General features: G+C 33.8%; 11 protein-coding genes. 1 reads left to right on the top strand and 10 read right to left on the bottom strand.

Annotated elements, in window-relative coordinates; all coding sequences use genetic code 11:
* Window positions 1-194: 194 nt before the first annotated feature.
* The 9 genes from HMPREF0980_RS02035 to HMPREF0980_RS19070 all read right to left on the bottom strand — a co-directional run bounded on the left by HMPREF0980_RS02035 (window position 195) and on the right by HMPREF0980_RS19070 (window position 14,389).
* Window positions 195-1,949 (bottom strand): DUF262 domain-containing protein, encoded by a 1,755-nt coding sequence (locus HMPREF0980_RS02035; protein ID WP_049727476.1) that lies wholly within the window; start codon window positions 1,947-1,949, stop codon window positions 195-197.
* Between the two features lie 592 nt (window positions 1,950-2,541).
* Window positions 2,542-3,372 (bottom strand): restriction endonuclease, encoded by an 831-nt coding sequence (locus HMPREF0980_RS02025; protein ID WP_049727475.1) that lies wholly within the window; start codon window positions 3,370-3,372, stop codon window positions 2,542-2,544.
* Window positions 3,369-4,217 carry a methyltransferase domain-containing protein gene (locus HMPREF0980_RS02020; protein WP_049727474.1) on the bottom strand — a complete coding sequence of 283 codons (849 nt, stop codon included), beginning with the start codon at window positions 4,215-4,217 and terminating at the stop codon, window positions 3,369-3,371. Before HMPREF0980_RS02020 ends, HMPREF0980_RS02025 begins: the two co-directional genes overlap by 4 nt.
* Window positions 4,218-4,688: 471 nt before the next feature.
* On the bottom strand, window positions 4,689-6,749 hold the full coding sequence (locus HMPREF0980_RS02015) for an RNA-directed DNA polymerase (RefSeq protein WP_049727473.1): 2,061 nt from the start codon (window positions 6,747-6,749) through the stop codon (window positions 4,689-4,691).
* 187 nt (window positions 6,750-6,936) lie between these two features.
* Window positions 6,937-8,253, bottom strand: a complete 1,317-nt coding sequence (locus HMPREF0980_RS02010; protein ID WP_049727472.1) for a reverse transcriptase domain-containing protein — start codon at window positions 8,251-8,253, stop codon at window positions 6,937-6,939.
* 474 nt (window positions 8,254-8,727) lie between these two features.
* The gene (locus tag HMPREF0980_RS02005; protein WP_049727471.1) at window positions 8,728-10,119 is read right to left on the bottom strand and encodes an ATP-binding protein; all 1,392 of its coding nucleotides are present in this window, start codon (window positions 10,117-10,119) and stop codon (window positions 8,728-8,730) included.
* Between the two features lie 515 nt (window positions 10,120-10,634).
* A complete protein-coding gene (locus HMPREF0980_RS02000; protein ID WP_049727470.1) occupies window positions 10,635-12,116 on the bottom strand; it encodes a P-loop ATPase, Sll1717 family in 1,482 nt (493 codons plus the stop codon).
* Window positions 12,117-12,406: 290 nt separating this feature from the next.
* The gene (locus HMPREF0980_RS01995) at window positions 12,407-14,086 is read right to left on the bottom strand and encodes a recombinase family protein (protein ID WP_049727469.1); all 1,680 of its coding nucleotides are present in this window, start codon (window positions 14,084-14,086) and stop codon (window positions 12,407-12,409) included.
* Between the two features lie 138 nt (window positions 14,087-14,224).
* The gene (locus tag HMPREF0980_RS19070; protein ID WP_008689701.1) at window positions 14,225-14,389 is read right to left on the bottom strand and encodes a hypothetical protein; all 165 of its coding nucleotides are present in this window, start codon (window positions 14,387-14,389) and stop codon (window positions 14,225-14,227) included.
* Between the two features lie 200 nt (window positions 14,390-14,589).
* Between HMPREF0980_RS19070 and HMPREF0980_RS01990 the strand changes: the two genes are divergently transcribed.
* Window positions 14,590-16,911, top strand: a complete 2,322-nt coding sequence (locus tag HMPREF0980_RS01990; protein ID WP_008689703.1) for a tetratricopeptide repeat protein — start codon at window positions 14,590-14,592, stop codon at window positions 16,909-16,911.
* Between the two features lie 59 nt (window positions 16,912-16,970).
* On the opposite strand, the gene HMPREF0980_RS01985 is transcribed toward HMPREF0980_RS01990, so the two are convergent.
* Entirely contained in the window at window positions 16,971-19,052 is a 2,082-nt protein-coding gene (locus HMPREF0980_RS01985) for a heavy metal translocating P-type ATPase (protein WP_008689705.1), read from the bottom strand.

Here is a 19,052-nt window from a genome sequence, read left to right as displayed (position 1 = left end):
TGAAAATAATGATTAGATGTACTGATTTACTTATTCCTCTCGGCAATCTGAATGATTGCTATCTAAAAAAACAGAACCCGACAATTAAGTTGTCTGGTTCTATTTATAAAGTCTGTTATTTATACTTATCCTTAATATACCATTTCTTGTTGAAAGTATATATTATTTGTTCATGTTAGAAACAAAGCCCTCAATTATAGAAGTATCTTTACCAGTTCAGCTTTCATAAGCTTTCTTCGTTCATCCATAACTTCCAAGAAATTAGCATAACTATAATCCATTTCTGGAAGATAGTTTATTTTTCTATATTGAATCTTTTCACTTTCATTCTTATACTGCTTGTTAAACCATTCATCAAAATCTGTGTTTAGTTTCTCTTCATTCAGTTGTGCTGCAAGAAGCTGCAAATTACTGATATCATTTATTGTATTAATATATTTATCCAATTTATCTTCCGGTACCCCTATCTTCCTAAGATAACTCTTCTTAAACTTGCTCTTCGGATACATATGGTCTACATGAAATTTATTACTGAAATCTAACGAAGGATACAAAAGCATAAGCGTTGATAAAGTTTCTTTTATACCATATTTTAACTTCAACAAATATTCATCAATGTCATCCTCTGTAAACTGAATGGACTTATTTGTACCTTTAAACTTTTCAATGATTTTATCAATTGGATAATCTAAAACTTTATTTTCTCTAATAATTTCACGAATTGGTCGAATTACATTATCTGGCTGACCACTGAACGTCTTTTTAAGCAATGATAAAACAAGCCATTTCTTAATCTTATTTCGATTGTCTTTAGTCGAATTTGAATCAACAAAATTATCCGGCATTCCAATACTCATTAAATAATATGCTATTGGAATGAGTGCATTATTAGAACCTAATGTTTCTCCTGAATAGCCAAACGAGGATATAAGATTGACCGTCTGCTTAATTGACCTTTTGATGTTATCCCAATTTAACTCAATCTTCATCATGTTGGACTTATTAAAATTATCCACCTTAAATGCTATATCAGAAAAATCAGTAAGGACAAGTGCTGCTTTCAATACAAAATCCTTATTAATTCTAAATCCCCCACCAATTGAATTTACATCATCAACAAATTCAATTATTTCCTCTCTTGCATCATGATTCTCCCATTGTGCAGATGCAATCGAAAGTAAAAGGTCTGAATATGTAAGCACTGTACCACCACTATTTACACGGATGAAAATATTTAAAACTTTGTCCAGCTCTGTTGATTTTTCCTTATAATAACTCAAAGTACGAGATGTATGAACCACCTTATGTAACTGTGAAAGTGTATTTGTGGCAAACTTAGCCTGCTCTCTTGAATACTGATGGTCTTCGGAATAACTTATATTATCAGTCACATAGGTAGCTACATCGCCCAAATCTTCCATATCTAAAATGCAACCAACTTCAAACCAATATTCTTCATTGGTATGTATTGCATCATCACATGTCAAGAACTGAAAATCATATTTATTACTACTATCTTTCGCCTTTGAAATTAAATTTAAATACAATTTTCTTATAGGATAAGCATTAGCGTTTGTTCTTTGCTTGTTTTTTAGCCTGTATGCATAAGAACCTTTCAACCCTATATACATGGAAGTTAAACGTTGCTGTCCATCAAGAACTGCTGTCACCCGGTCTTCTCCTTTAAGGTTAGCCTTTTTATTATGAGTAGAAGTCTTTTCATGATAGTTTTTAAGAAATTCATAAAAATCATAATCCCCAAGCCTATCTTTATTGATTTCCCAAAAAAGGAATGCTCCAATAGGGTAGTCCTGCATTATACTATCAAATAATGTTTCTATCTGTGTAGTATCCCATACGTATTCTCTTTGAATTGAGGGTAGCACATACTTATTATTAGAAATATCCCTCATAACCTCAAATATCGTTAAAGGTGTTTCATAAGCCATTATTTGATCCTCCATAATTTCTTAATTCTATATCGTTTCTACTATCTTCTAATTCTTTACACATATATGCTTCTTACAAAAGTTTAAAATATTTCAGCGAATCTTTGATATATTCCATCTTCTCCGGCGGACACTGCTTCACATCTGCTTTTTCCTTCTTAGATTTATTATAGTTCTCACCCACATCAAGCCTACACATCCGCTTAACCTGGGCAATATAACTGGTATGCACATTCACGCTATATCTATCCTTGATATACTGCTAGATATTTAAATAAGTAGCCTTTTCCTCTGGCGTGTAATTACTCACATTGGATGGTTGTATTGCAACCTCAATTTTCGGTGTATCTCTTTTGATGGATAATTTGACAACCGTCTCCACGTGCGGTGAGACCGAAGTCTTATACTACATGGTATAAGTATAAACTTACCTCATCAACATTTATTTGCCTATTCTCCTGGCTAGAACTATAACAGTCGCCGCATTTAATGTTTATAGCATTAAACCCCTTTCTATCAGAATAGAAATCGTTGAAATGCTCTCATCCACTTTATATATACTATGATGATTAATAACTATATTAGATAATTATCAAAAAGGTTGATTTTCATATTCCCTCATTATAAAAGAAACAAAATTACCATCAATCTTTAACAAATCATCCAGTGATAACAATACTATCTTCTGTTTTAAGTTTTGAACAAAATTTATTGCTGATTGTGTAAAACCAGAGCTTGAAATTATAATTCCTTTGCTCATATTGTTTTCAACCATTGTTCCTAACAATGCTCTAATCACAGATAACGATATTTTATTATTTTTACTATATTTCTTTATTTCAATGATACAATTCATTGTTGGAAGTAAAAAATGGTATCCTCTATCTCTGGTTAATGGTTGATAATTTACAGGCAAGTTTTGTGCTTTTAAATATTCATAAATCAATTCTTCAAAATCTCTATAACTCAAACCATCTAAAAATTCTTGTTCGTTCAAAGCATGTAAAATATTTTCTTTATAATCTTTATAACAAATAACTTCTTTGGGTAATATCTCGCTGGAATATATCCGTTTGTTCAATTCCATTAATACATCACTTATATTTTCATTCCTCTTTATATAGTCAAAGTTTCGCAAATCAAAAGGGATCTCATTATAATCTCCAACCAAAATAATATTCTTATTTCTCCCCAATGCATATCCTAATTCAAGCATAACATTCGGACTATAATTATCAAATATACAAACAAAATAATCACATTTTCTAATAGCGTCAAATAATTGTGTTTCTGGATTATTACCTCCAATCCCTTGGTATGTTGTTAGTATAGCAAGATTTTCTATAGTTGATTTTTTCAAACCTTCTACGATATTTCTTGCTAATATATCTGCGTATGAATAAGAAATAAAAACAGAACTCATATCAAATCCTCCAATGCTTTATGTAAAGACCAAAATTCGTACAGAGATGTCATCTTTTGTTCTTCTTCATCACTTGTTTCTGTTCCATATGATGTAAATGTATCTAGTACCTGTTTGCATTCAGTTAACTTCATATTTAACATCATACCTATTTCATTATGAAGGGCATCTAAAATTTTTGTAGTAGATTTCACAAAATTATCATTACTAACTCCTAAATAATTGCGATTAATAACGAGCGACCATCCTTTACATGTTCTATGTGACCATGTAGATGGACATACTTTAAAATCACTTCCTGCCACTCTTAAAATTGTTTCAACTAGTCTTTTTATATCACTCGCTTTTAGGGGCAATGCTCCTAATTCTGGATTTGATAAAGATTCCATATCATAAAGAAATAACTGCCCATATGCATTGAGTCTCTTTATTACTCCAAGTATTATTTCTAAAAATTTCTGTGGATGAATTTCATGAGTTACATTTGTACAAGTTATAAAATCAAACTTTAAGTCCTTTGGTAAGATATTATCAAATGATGACAAATCTCCAATATGTATGACATAATCCATAAAGTTGAGATTATCGGCTATTTTACTCACTATCTTAGTGTAATCAACATTTATATCATAGCCATAATAAGTAATTTTCTTTCTATTTTCTAATGTTAAATTTTCATTTAGCTGAGAAATTATCTGTCCTTTTCCACATGCTAAATCTAGCCAATTAACTTTATCTACTAACGGATTCTGTAGTACAGAATTCATTAATGTAATAGCTGCTTGATGTTGAGGAAGCATTTTTTCAAATTCCAAAATTGCTGATGAATCTCCAATAACAGGCATACGCTCCACCCTTCTTATACAATATTATATTCTTTTATTGCTTCACTTCTATATCTTATCAAATAAACTCTAGCTTAAGTTAATCCCCACGCAGCGACTTTTTCCAATCGTTTCCGTAATTGCATTCATTTTCTCTTTTGCCAAAACGTTCATTTTCCTTCCCCACCCCAGTAATAGGAAACATATTTTACTCAAAACACCCCAAAAGCACACCTACACATTTCAAGAAAAACCCCGAAACCCTTTGATTTACTGGGCTTTTCGTGCCAGAAGCACGACGGTTTCAACATGCGGTGAAAGTTGTCTTTTATACTACATGGCAAAAGGTTCTCCCCTTCGTTTTGTTATAGAGTGCCAAGTTTGGATTTTTACCCCTCTTACCCCTTTTTATATCTTTTCACCCCTTTTACCCTTTTTGAGATATTTACCCCTCTTCATTTAGTCTAAAGTAAATTAATAAATAACAATTTCTCACTCCAAACTATTAAACTCCATAAAATTATAATTGAATTTGTAATTCTTAAATACACTTCTTTCATATGTTTTAAACGTAATTTCCTTAAGAAAACTTCTCCTTGATATATCCCATTCGAAAAATTGTTTGCTACTGTTCAAGAAAAAATCCCCTAAAAGATGTGTACAAATATTAACTGCATTTGAGGAATCAGTAACTGTTAATGAAAATCTATTGGCAATTAGTATATCAAACTTATTTTGCAATGCTCCTTTAATAAAGGGGCATTTATTGAAAATTATAATCCACCAAAATTCTCTGTATGTAAGTATGTTATCTTTTTTTAATATAGCATCCAATTTAAGTTCTAAAATTTTCTCAATTTCATTCAATATTTTTTCAAAATAAATCGAATCATATTTTGCATATATTAAGTATGTAGCAAATAGTATAGGATTATCTTCCTTTTTAATCTTTTCTTCAATTTTACATTCTTGTCTATACGGTATTTCTATCCCTTTTTCTGAACAAAGTAAAATTAGATTTACCACATCATTTATATTAGATTTCTCAAATACAACAGCATATTTAGATATTAGTTTCTGAAATACATCTGTCGAATCTAAAAATTCCGTTTCGTCATTTATATAGCTAATAACAGATAGTAATCTCTGTGTGTTCATAAAATCCGTATAAAATGAATACACATAAAAAATATAGTCCAAAAAAGAATATATAGTATTAGGAGAAACATTTTGCCTGAATATTCTTGACTTATTCCTACTTCGCTCAATTTTATTTATCACCATACCAAAGGTATAAGACACTATAGTTTTTGTCTTTTTAGGATAGTAACATATTAATTCATTAAATTTTGTCATCAATGTAGGTTTTAGTCCACGAAATACCCTAGCTTTAAACATATGAGGGACAACTGTATCCTCACTATTTTCATGTGAAGCATTTTCCTGCAACTCCTGTTTCTTTTTATCTATATATAGCTTTCTTTCATCCTCAGTATAAAATAAAACATTACTGGTTTGAGTAACAAATAGACTGGTTTCCTTTAACCATACATCAAGCACAAATGGTATTTTTTCTTTTGTTAACTTTGCCTCATTTAAACTTAACATATATTTTCTTGCTACTTCTTCATAGCGCTTCAAAATAATATCTATTAACATTTCCGATTCGCCAAATATAAATATATCATCAACATATCTAAGCACTACATATTCTACATCCTTTTTATATCCTTCTACATACAGCGAATTCATAACTGTGGTATCTATGCCTTCTAACAAAATTTCCGCTATCATTCTTGAAAATTCAGGCCCGATTATTATACCATTGGATGTTCGTGCATTTATATTTTGTAATATTCTATCAATAGTCGTAAATATATTAACATTCGTAAAATCTTTAGTATCATTAACATCTTTTCCAATTAGCCACTTAAATGTATGGGTATATACACTATCAAAACATGATTTAAAATCTGTTCTGGCAAAATATTGATACTTTCTATTTAATGCAAACCATAAATCAGATTTAGTAAAAGATGAAATTGATTGAAAAGGCCCTATGTCAAAGTATACCCCTGTTTGCTGTAAAACAGACTTACCTACTGTTTTGGATGTTTCATCAAAATATTTCGTAAGCGATTTTGTTCTTTGTTTATAGTATAGATCATTATTTTTTCTATGATACCGTAAGGAAAAAGCACTATTTTTTTCCATGTAATTAAGAATTTCTTTCTGATATATCGTTACAAACAAAAATAACTCCAATATAGCTATTGGCTGAATAATATTTAATTCTCTATCAGCCTCTAAGTTCTTAGCTATAGTATATTTTAATGGCATAGAAATCCATCCTGGAGCTTCAAACATTTTTTTACTTGACGCAATATCATTCTTATTGGCTGTCATCTTTTCTATAATTTTCTGAACCTCTTTATTATGCTGAATCAAATACTCATAAAAATATTTATGGGTATATAATTCTGGTAACTCGACAGGTAGCAAATCTGACAAAATATAATCCAGACTATTTCTTTTTATATTGTTTAGCCCCATTGACTTTTCCTCCAAAATTGTACATAATATCTATATGGTGGTATTACACCAAAGTTTCATATGTCTATTGCAAATGCACTCCGTACATAATGCGATAGAGCCATATGTTGCACACGTTAGCATTGCAGGGTTGCTTTTCCTTTTGGAAAAAGTTATGTTGCACTGAGGAATAGCGCTATTAGTCTAACTAATAGCGTTGTTCTATTTTAAGCAATTCTAAATACTCGTACACAATTTGCAAATAATTCTTTGTCCCACAATAATAACTGGGATTTATCTTCTTTATCATACTAACTAAATCGTTTAATTTAATGCCAATCCTATTATCATAAATAGTGCTTCTATTTCTCTTTAATGTAGAAAATAAATTATAAACACTTTCACCTATTAAAGAATCAGCAAAAAAGCCTGGCATAGCTATTCCTGTTTCTGTTATCAAATTTAAATATACATTTTTCAAAAATTGTTCAGTATTGCTATCTAAATAATCCAAATAATTTCTCAATTCATTATAATTTGCTATAACTCCTTTTGTAACCCATTGAAATGATTCTCTACCTAACTCTTTAGTAATCACCACACGAGTTGACAAAATTTTTATTCTTTGACGAAACAATTCCAGATTGTGATCTTTCGCATATTCACAAAACACTTTTTTAAATCTATTATAATACTTCTGTCTTTTCTTCTCAGTGATACCAAATAAAAATGATAATTTCTTCGTAGCTGTGTTATAATTCATTGTAAAATTATATCCTAGAAAATCAAATTCCTGCGATGAACTTATTCCACGCTTGCAAATATATCTATACTTTCTTTCATTTAATCTCACTGGACAGTTCCCAAATATCTCACTAATTGATTCATATATTAGCTTCTTAACATCTTCATCTGAAATATAACTATTCAATATAATTAGTATATCATCAACATATCGTTCGCAGTACACAACCCCATATGTTTCTAATTTCGCTCTTAAATTTTTATCAAAGTCCCGACATACTATTTCTGTCATAACATTAGACAAACACAAACCGGCATAGCAATATTTAAAATTTTCTACATATTCCTCAAAGAGTCGTTTGTCTTTTCTTGATAATGCTGACTGTTCTAAATACTGAACATAGATATATTTAGCAATAATACTATCAAAAAAGCTTTTGAAATCAGCTCGTATAATAACAAAATCATTTAAATCCTTTATAACTGGCAATATAGAAAACAAAGAATTGATAATTTTATTCCTGCTTGGATATTTTATATGAAAAGTATAATCCAATCTTTTTTTTAAATACTTACATATAACACTTTCTGTACTATCCGAATTAAAACTGTAGATAACCCTTTTCTTCTTTCCTTGAGTATATATTTCCTTAGAAGAACTAGAAAAATCATATCTTTTTTCTTTTATTTCATCTATATAATGTTTAACTTTCTCTTTTATTTCATCTTCACCTAATTGAAAATCACTATTTCGAACAATCTGACCTATTATTTTTTCCATAGTATTTTCTTCCTTTGTCCATTTATTTCAGAATATATAATGCTTTTATTTTATCACACTTCTTATTCATAAACCACTATTTCAAAGCTAATCCTTTTGATAATGTGCTTTCAAATGACTTTATAAGCGTTTTGCCGCAGAGTATATCTTTTGCCAGATTGTATCCACTTTTGCCAAATAGTAAGGGTTTTGCCGAATTGTATCTTTTGCCCGACAAAACCCTCATTTTCAAACTCTCCGGCGTTATCCCCGTCCCCCTATCTGCGAAAACTTATCCATCTCACCATCCACAAAAACACAACTCCATTTCCCGCTAAAAATCCCGCAACCCCGCCTGGAATCAAGGTTTCCGCACGAGAAGGCAAGCGGTCTCCACGTGCGGTGAAAGGTATTTCTTATACCACATAGCAAAATTGCAAAACCAGTGACAGATCAATTCCATTATTCTCAATCCCATTATAAACATATCTTATACTAATCAATATCTTTTGGTGTTCGCCATGCAAATGCTGGTCCTTGTTTCCCTGGAACAGGCTCTAACATTTTTCTATCTCTTAATTTCCAAAAAACTCTTTTCATTGTATTTTCAGATTTTATTCCTGTCAAAAGTCTTCCCTCTCTATTAGTAATTTCATCATGCGTCTGCATATACTCTGTTACCATTTCTTCAGGTGATGCTAACCTTTCATGTCTTATCTCCACCATCACAGTGTTATTCATCTCATTTATAATAGGAGTTCGAAGTCGTAATTTTGTCATTGCCTCAAATGCAGTATTCAGACCTTCGCCAACATCTTTATTAGGAGCATTGGGAAATTTATTTATAAGACGTACAATTTTAGGATTTCTCGCCGATTGTTCATCCAAAATATTTTTTACAGTTACGTGTCCAGGTAATTTCCCTGGGCTTTCCACTTCAATTCTATTATCAAATATTCTGATTTGTATATCAGTAATAATACTATAGTCTCTATGTATAACTGCATTAGTTATTATTTCATGCAATGTTTCTTCTGGATAATTAACATTTTCAAATTTATCCCCCAACTTTTTCATAGACTCAATTATTTTTTTAGTCGTGTTTACTGCACCATAAATTTGATCATACAAACATCCCTCAATTGTAAGAGGTTGCCCCTCAAGCATATCTCTATCAGCAATACCTGAAGTTTTATATCTAAATATTTTAATAGCCGATCTTTTCGGTAAAAGCACTTGAGGTTCTTCGTTAAATAGCAATATACCAGCAACTATTATTTTATTATCTCGTATTAGTTTCTGCTTTTTCAACCATTTTTCACCCTCAACATTTGGAACCACTGAATCCATAAATTTCATATATATATCCGATTCTAAAATGTCTTCACATGAACTTTCATTTATAATCTCATTTTCAAATTGTACAATACCTTTATCCAATTCTAATCGCTTCAATTTCTCGGACGTATTAATAGGTAGCTTTTGAGCCCCTTTCCTAACATATGCCATTCCGCTAGTACTAAAAATAACTGCCTGTGTTTTAAATATGGTTATTTGCATAACATAACTGCCTAACTTTGGATGTTTAAGAAACGAAATATCATAGAAATTCGCAAGTGGAGCTAAATTCTCCAACATCTGTATAATAGCATTTGTTTCTTCTATATTGTTAAATCCTTCCCACGAAAAATAAGATAACTCTTTTATTTTTTTCTCTTCTATACCTACATAAATATCTCCACCACTAGTATTTGCAAAAGAAGAGACATTTTCACTCAATTTTGCTGGTTTTATCCTCTTACTTTTCATATCAAGAAAATGATTTTCTTGATATGAAAGTACTTTTGCCACTTCTTCTTCATTTAAATTTGTTTCTGAATAATTCATTCTTTTCTCCTTTAAAATATTAACTTTTTTATAGGTTCTTTAATAAAAATAGAGACTTCATCTTTTGCCAAAACGTTCATTTCCCTTACCCCACCACGGTCATCGGAAACATATTTCACCAAAATCAACCGCAAAAGCACACCTACATATCCTCCTCAAATCCCCGAAACCCTTTGATTTCCTAGCCATTCTTCTCCAGCAGAACCACGGTTTCCACATGCGGTGAGAGTTGATTTTTATACTACATGTCAAAAATGTATTCTTACCTCCTTGACTTAATTCAAATCCCAACTATACAACACTTCGTTTCGAAATTTTAAAGATTAGCCATTTTCTCTATATCTTCAATTGTCGGTAGATTCTTTTTCAGTTCTTTAGAAATTTCATTTGAAATCCTATTTTCACTTGCCCCAGTGGCTAATTTACATCACTAAGCTCATTAATACCAATATATGATAGCGTATATAGTCATTTCAATTTCTTAAAAACTTCTTGTAATACAAAATATCATTATATTATTCTATCAATTCTAAGTATTCCTTGAATCCGTAGTGCACTCTGTATTTTTGCGAACGCGTATTAAAAGCCTGGAAATCTGATTTGTATTGAAACCTATATACTGACCCTCCATATCCACCGCCTCCTGCTTTATAAAATCCAATAATACTAAACTCATATAAGCGTGCCATTATAGTATCAATATTATCTTTAATTGATAACTTATCTTTTAAATTATCAAGACTTATTGAAAACTCCTCCCTTGTGAATGTCATTTTATGTAAATCTCTGAGAATCTCTATATAGTTATTATAGTTTGGATATTTACTAATAACTTCATCATTTAATTCTTCAAATAGATAAGTAGAATATTGGGATCTTATAGCATGAATATCATCATTTGTAATCTTATCTAGCGTATCAGGATTATTTTTCAATCTTAACTTTGCTTGCTGTAGTGATAAGTTCATAAACTTAATTATGTCTCTTGGTCTTAAAAATGTCCTATCAATAACGAAATTCCATTTAAGTTGATTCTTTCCAATATTGTTACTTTCAAAAACCTGATTCCAATTCCGTTCAAAATTGTCAGACTGAGAATTAATATTATTCTTTATTCTATTCGAGACTAAACTCTTTAAACTCAACAACGAATCAGAAGACAAACTATCCCAATCAAGAAATTCGACTAGATTATCTTTTACCTTATTTTTGTCCTGAAATTCTAGAATATTAAAAATATCATTCCTCAAAAAAACAAAAACTTTTATTTTTGTAAATTTATTGTAAAAATTATATACGGTAAGTAAAAGACCAATCAACCTGTTCTTGTAATTCAAATCATTTGGTGAATATGCTAAGTCTAACTCGTCAAATAGTAATATTATTTCGCTACTAAAATCGCTTAACAATTCCATCGTTATTGCTTCAAATTTTTTATTATATTCTGTTAGAGTAGAACCAACGTTATCTTTTTCAAGTATATCTTTGGATATTGATCCTAAACTATTCCCTAATATCTGAGGGGCAAATGAGAAAGAAAATTTAGTTTTATTAGGAGACATTATTTCATTATGATCAAACTCTATTCCACCCCAATTTTTCTTAAGCCATTTCTCTAATTTTTTAATAGCTTTACGCTTTTGAGGATTTAGTATGGATTTTTTTAACTCAATTAACTTTTTAAATATTTCTATATAAAAGAAGAATGTCCATGAATTTACATAACTTTCCCTTTCTGAAACAATATTATTTTTATATCTGTCATGAGCTTTCCAAGGATAGTCTTTAAATAGCAGAGGACAACATAATCCTTTCTTAAAATCTAAAATGTATTTATAAATGGCCGTTTTGCCAGAACCTTTGCGACCTATAATTATTGATTTTTTATAATTCAGCAATTCATCAATTATTTCAGTATGGTAAAAATATTCAATTAGTCGTTCATCATTTTCTGCATCAATTGCACCAAAATTTTCTATCTGCTCCAGTAAATTCATAAATTCTCCCTCAATTCTTTTGTATTATATAAACTTTATTTAATCAAACACTTTGAGTTAATCACTCTAATCCAAACTATCTATTATTGCTATAACAAAAAACTACCAACTTCTATTATAAACATAATAGTCATCAATTCCATTAATAATTATCTTCATCTACAGAATCTAAACCTTTTGCCAAAACGTTCATTTTCCTTACCCCGTCCCAGTAACAGGAAACATATCTAGCTCAAAACACCCAAAAAGCACACCTTCGTATTCCACTAAAACCCCCGAAACCCTTTAATTTACTGGGCTTTCCGCTCCAGAAGTACGACAGTCTCAACTGTTGTTTCGTTGTCCCAACTAAGTTCCTGAATTTCTTCACCGTCAAAAAATACCGGAAACTTAAATTTTATATGCTTCAAAAATCTTCCGTTCGGCTGTTCATCCTCGTAAATATCAACTCTTTCAACAAAACTGTTCATAAATTCTTTTTTCTCCATATCGGTGAATTTATCATACAGTTTGTCAAAGTACAAAAGATATTGATACACTCCATCCTCAGAAATTTTCTGCTGACGGATATACTCTTTTCTGGATACTATATCATCGATCAGACTTTCCAGTCGTTCAATCTCATCATACAAACCATTTAACCGATCCTGCATATCCTGATACTTCCTGTCATACATTTTATCAGAAATATCCAGATTGTCCATCTGTTGTCCTAACCTATTTTTAGCTCCCAATACTTGCCGCAGCTGTTTTTTCAAGTTCTCATGCTCTGTTTCCAATTCTCCGGTATCTATCTTAGAATTGATTTTTGCACGTATAGCGGCTTCAAATTTCGGATTATTCACCAGCTTTTTAATAACTTCTGCTACCGCATCATTTACTTTTTCTTCGTTCCACTGCTTCCGGTAATCACATTTATGACCATTCACATAATACCTATGCTTGCAGGCATAATAAAAATAATCCTTATAAAATGTTCCGTCTTTTTTCTTCTTACGGTTTACATTTCCATACATTCCCTTTCCACAAATTGGACATTTAAGAATTCCGGACAAAATATGTTCATGCTCCAAACTATGGATTTTCTCATGCTTTACTCCATTTATATTTCGTTTCTGTTTTGCCAAGTTCCAATCATCTTCGGAAATAATGGCTTCGTGAATACCATCACTTAATATATAAGAATCCTGCTTTACAATACGGAATTCATTTCTCTTGCCTGGCACTCTTTCAGTTTTCCTTCTTCCAAATGCCAATTTACCACAATAAATAGGATTATCAAGGACACCCTTTATAAAAGAAGTAGCAAACGCATCCAACGTATTATTCTGTCTCTTTTTCTTCTTGTAGCCATGCTCATTCAGATAGGCTGCAATGCCATTTACTCCCATATTGGTATGAATATATTTATCAAAAATAATACGAATGATTTCTGCCTCATCTTCTGCAATTTCCAGTTCTCCATTTAACAGCTTATATCCGTACGGAGCAAATCCGCCGTTCCATTTGCCATCTCTCGCCTTTTGTCTGCGCCCCTCCATTGTCTGTACCAGAATATTTTCACGTTCAATTTCTGCTACCGCAGACAGAACAGAAATCATCAGCTTACCGCTGTCTTTAGAACTGTCTATACCATCTTCAACACAGATCAAATTTACTCCAAAATCCTGCATTCTCTGCAAAGAATTAAGTACATCTGCAGCATTTCTTCCAAAACGGGATAACTTATATACCAAGACAAACTCTACACGATCTTTACCTTCTTCAATATCCCGAAGCATTTGCATAAATTCCTGCCGTCCTTCAATACTTTTTCCTGACTTTCCCTCATCCGAATACTCTCCGACAATCACCATTTCCTGAAAATCTGCATATTTTCTCAATCTTTCTTTTTGTGCTTCCAAGCTGTATCCTTCTACCTGCATAGACGTAGATACCCTTGTGTATATATAACATCTTCGCTTTTTCATTTATATTCTCCATACCAAATTACAGTTTACTTTTTATTTGTCCCAACTATATTTTACCGTAGCTGCACATACTCGTCAATATAGGTAAAATGCACAAATATCACGCAAGAAAAAAGAGAGCCAACATCTATGCTCTCCCTAATCATTTCCCAATGTATTCTGTTGCTGCTCTTGCTGGCAGTTATCTTCTGCTTTGTCCTCCTTCGGTAATCCATTCAGTTCCTGAAGGAGCTCACTGCCATATTTTTCTATCATTCTGGCAAGAAAATCAACACATCGTTCAAATTCAACTGTGTGTGCCATAGCTCCTCCTTCCAAACCGATATTTCTTGTCACCACGCATTTTTCGGCGGTACTCTTTAGCTGATCTGGAATTTGTGCTATAATTTCTATTAGACCAACTCCGTTCAGCCTGATGTCAGTTTAATGGAATTTCATAAGAAACTCATTGAGCATAGATTGAGCGGAAATTGAGTATTTTACAGAACAGGAGGGGATTCTATTTGGAAAGATGTGATTTTGGTTCGATTATGACGATCATTCGCCGTTATATCAGCGAAGATAAAGGAATGAATCAAATAGATTTTACCTATCTGTTATTTGACACGTTTATGTGCAGCGATGAAGCCATAGACTTTGATTTTGACAATGGACAGGTCTGCCGTTGGATGACAGGACAGGCAAAAGTAAGTCCCCGGATCGTAACCTACTTTTTAGATAAAGAACATCAATTAGAATTGGCAGGAAACATTCAGCGACATATTATTCCTCTGATGTATGATTCTGCTATGGCAGCAAAAGAATTATATGAGTTAGTATTACAGGATACATCTATTTCAGAGCCAAAAAAACAGGAACTAATCTGTTCTTATTCTCCCGCTGATATAGACACCATACATATTTTCATAACAAGGGTTCTGTGTTTCGGAATGGAACGGAATTTTGTGAAACGTGACACACGAACCAAGAAATTATTAGCCGCCGGAAATCTTTCTCCTGTCTTAACAGATTTTGTAATGGGAAATGACGTTCCCCGTCCATGCAGGCATTTTTGTGGACGTTCTGAAGAAATCGAAGTGCTGCATTCTCTGTTGGAAAAAGAGCGTAAAGTATTTTTATCTGGAATTGCCGGAATCGGGAAAAGTGAACTGGCAAAGGCTTATGCCCTGCAGTATAAGAAAGAATATACCAATATCCTGTATCTCACCTACAGCGGTGATTTAAAACAGGATATTACAGACATGGATTTTGCGGATGATCTTCCGCAGGATTCTGATGAAGAACGCTTCCGAAAACACAACCGTTTTCTGCGTTCTCTCAAAGAAGATACTTTGATGATTGTAGATAATTTCAACGCCACTTCCATACAGGACAGTTTTCTTTCGGTCATACTCAAATACCGCTGTCAGATATTATTTACTACCAGAAGCCGTCTGGACGGACATTCCTGTATGCTGTTGGAAGAAATTTCCGATAAAACAACGCTTCTGCAACTTGCAGGAAAATTTTTCTCCGACACAGAAGAAAAATCTGATGTCATAGAACAGATCATAGAAGCTGTCCATGCCCATACGCTCGCTGTAGAACTGGCATCACGCTTACTGGAAACCGGAATATTGGAACCAGAAATGCTCTTAAAAAAATTGTTGGAAGAAAATGTCGCTCTTGATGCAACTGATAAAATCAATATTATAAAAGACGGGCAAAGCAGCAAAGAAACCTACTATGGACACATACATACTTTATTCTCTCTATATCAGCTTTCTGAAACTCAACAAGATGTAATGAGATGTCTGTGCCTGATTCCTTTAACCGGTATTCCGGCACGAAGATTTGCTGCATGGCTGAATTTACCGGATTTGAATGCCGTAAATGATTTAATTGAAATGGGATTTATTCAGCCAAAAACCGGAAGAACCATTGTACTGCATCCCATGATACAGGAAATCGCTGTTGCAGATATGCAGCCGTCTGTAAAAACCTGTTTCCCTTTACTGGAAAGTCTGCAAAACATCTGCCTTTTACACGGCAATGATATTTCCTACTACAGACTTGTTTTCCAAACCGTTGAAAACATTATTACAAAAACAACTAAAGATGATATTTCTGGTTATTTATTATTCTTAGAAGATGTTTTCCCATATATGGAAAAATACCACGAAGAAAATGGTATGCAAAGAATCCTGCGTGAACTATCTTCTTTGCTGGAAGACACTTCTATCGGAACCGTGTCTGACCGGGCATTATTACTGGACTATAAAGCTACCCTTGAAAGAAATATTGGAAAAGCCGTAAAGCTGGAAAAAGAAGCGATGTCTTTGCTTTCTCCTGTTACACCTGAAAACGCCCACCTCGTCGCAAATCTATATGGAAATCTGGGTGGACTATATCACCAGCAGGGAAATACCGAACTGGCAAAACAGGCTATGGAGCAGGGAATCAGCTTATTAGAACAATACCAGCTTCTCTATATGAATGACAGTATTGTTCAAATCTGCAACTATGCAGCTCTCCTTACAGATACCGGTGAAGCGTCTCGTGGATTATCCTCCTTACGCAAATGTGCCCGGCTGGTAAAAGAATACAATTCCGATCAGTGTCTGGACTATGCCATTATTCAGGAAGCTATGGGAACTGCCTATCTGGTACAGGCTGATATAGAACAGGCTACCTCCCATCTCAAAAAAGCTATGGCAATCTATGAAATAGTATGGGAATCTGAACCGGAAGCTATCGATAATAAATACCAACAAATACAAGAATTGTATATCAATGCTGGAATACAAATTGGACAACAATTATTGAGCTCTACTAAAAATGTCTGAATAGTCTACAAATCAAACTATTCAGACATTAAAACTTATAACAATATGAATATTTTATATTAATTAGTCGGCAATAAATTTCCCATACTCTTCAAACTGATAGCTAAAGTAGAAGTATTATGTAGTAACGCAGAGGTCGTTGGTTGAATAATTCCTGCCACTCCTAGTGCAATCAGCATTGCATTAATACCGACAATCCCCCTGTAATTCCCCTGAATACGGTGCATCATCGCATTAGACAAACGTTTCAGTACTACGATTTCCCGCAGATCCTCAGCAGCAATCGTAATGTCTGCGATCTCTCGCGCAAGTTCTGCTCCATCACTGATTGCAATTCCCGCATCTGCTGCTGAAAGCGCTGGCGAATCATTGATTCCGTCACCGATCATCACTACTTTTCTTCCTGCCGCTTTCTCTCTTTCAATGAATCCTGCCTTATCTTCCGGAAGTACTTCGGAATAATATTCATCCACTCCCACTCGTTTCGCAATAGATGCTGCAGTACGTTCACTGTCTCCCGTCATCATGACGATCTTGGAAACACCTTCTTCTTTCAAAAATCTTACCATCTCCCCGGCTTCTTCCCTGAGAGGATCTTCAATACAGATTACAGCAACTAATTCTCCGTCAATGGCAAGGAACAAATGAGAGTATTCTTCAGGAAGCGTATCAAATCGTTCCTGATATTCCGGACGTATCCGGCACTTTTCATCCTCAAACACAAAATGACTGCTCCCTATTATGGTCTTCTTTCCTTCTATATAGGAGGAAATACCATGGGCTACAATATACTCCACTTTTGAATGCATTTCTTCATGATACAGACTTCTTCTCTTTGCAGCATCCACGACAGCTTTTGCCATGGAATGTGGAAAGTGTTCTTCCAGACAGGCAGCAATCCGCAGAGCTTCCGGTTCAGGATAATCGCCAAACACAATGACTTCTTTTACAGTTGGTTTCGCCTTTGTCAGCGTACCGGTCTTATCAAATACGATGGTATCTGCCTCTGCCACAGCCTCCAGATACTTCCCACCCTTTACGGTAATTCCATTCTGTCCGGCTTCCCGTATTGCAGAAAGGACAGAAATCGGCATAGCCAGCTTCAATGCGCAGGAAAAATCCACCATAAGAACAGAAAGAGCTTTTGTCATATTGCGTGTGACAGCCCAGACAAGCCCTGTCCCCAGAAGCGTATATGGTACCAGACGGTCCGCCAGATGCTCTGCCTTGCTTTCCAGATTGGATTTCAACTTTTCTGAGTCTTCAATCATAGTCACAATCTTTTCAAACCGGGTAGCACCTGATACGGCCCTGACTATGATTTCCAACTCTCCTTCCTCCAAAACGGTTCCTGCATATACGGACTGACCCTCAGTTCTTCGTACCGGAAGAGATTCTCCGGTCAAAGATGCCTGGTTCACCATTCCTTCTCCGCAAGACACCTCTCCATCAAATGGGATTACATTGCCCATGTGTACGATCACTCTGTCACCCGGCAAAATATCGGATGCCGGAACAAGAATTTCCTGCTCCTCTCTTTTCAGCCATACTTTCTTTATGTTTAAAGACATGCTGCGTGCCAGATCTCCTACAGACTTTTTATGTGTCCATTCCTCCAGCAATTCTCCAATTCCCAGCAGAAACATGACAGAACCGGCAGTATTAAAGTCTCCTCGCAGCACGGACACGCCAATCGCTGTAGCATCTAATACCGGCACCTCTATCTTCCGTCTGGCCAGACATCGAATCCCTTTTCCGATATATTGGACCACTTTAAAAGTAAGCCATATTTTTCTCACCGAATTTGGCAAGAGCAATTTCCCTCCATAATGGAGCAATGTTTTTGCTATCAGCTTTTCCCTGTATGCGGAATTTAAAGCACGCCCTGAACTTGATAATACATTATCCGGAACATCTGCTTTCTCAAAATGAAACTTTTTTAATTTATGGATCAGTTCTTCTCTGTCCCCTGTATAATAGATCACAGCATCTGCGGTGCGCTCATATACTTTGACCTTTATAACACTTTTCTGTTTTTCAAGAGCCCAGCAAAGAACATCCGCCTCCGTACATGTCATTCGGTTTCGGATAACGTGGATACGGAGACGGCCCTGTACTTCATGCTTGATAAGAAATCTCAT

It is taken from the genome of Dorea sp. D27, assembly GCF_001185345.1.
Classification (GTDB): domain Bacteria; phylum Bacillota; class Clostridia; order Lachnospirales; family Lachnospiraceae; genus Extibacter.
Note: the sequence above shows the minus strand (reverse complement) of the source record. Positions and strands in the feature narration are given on the sequence as shown.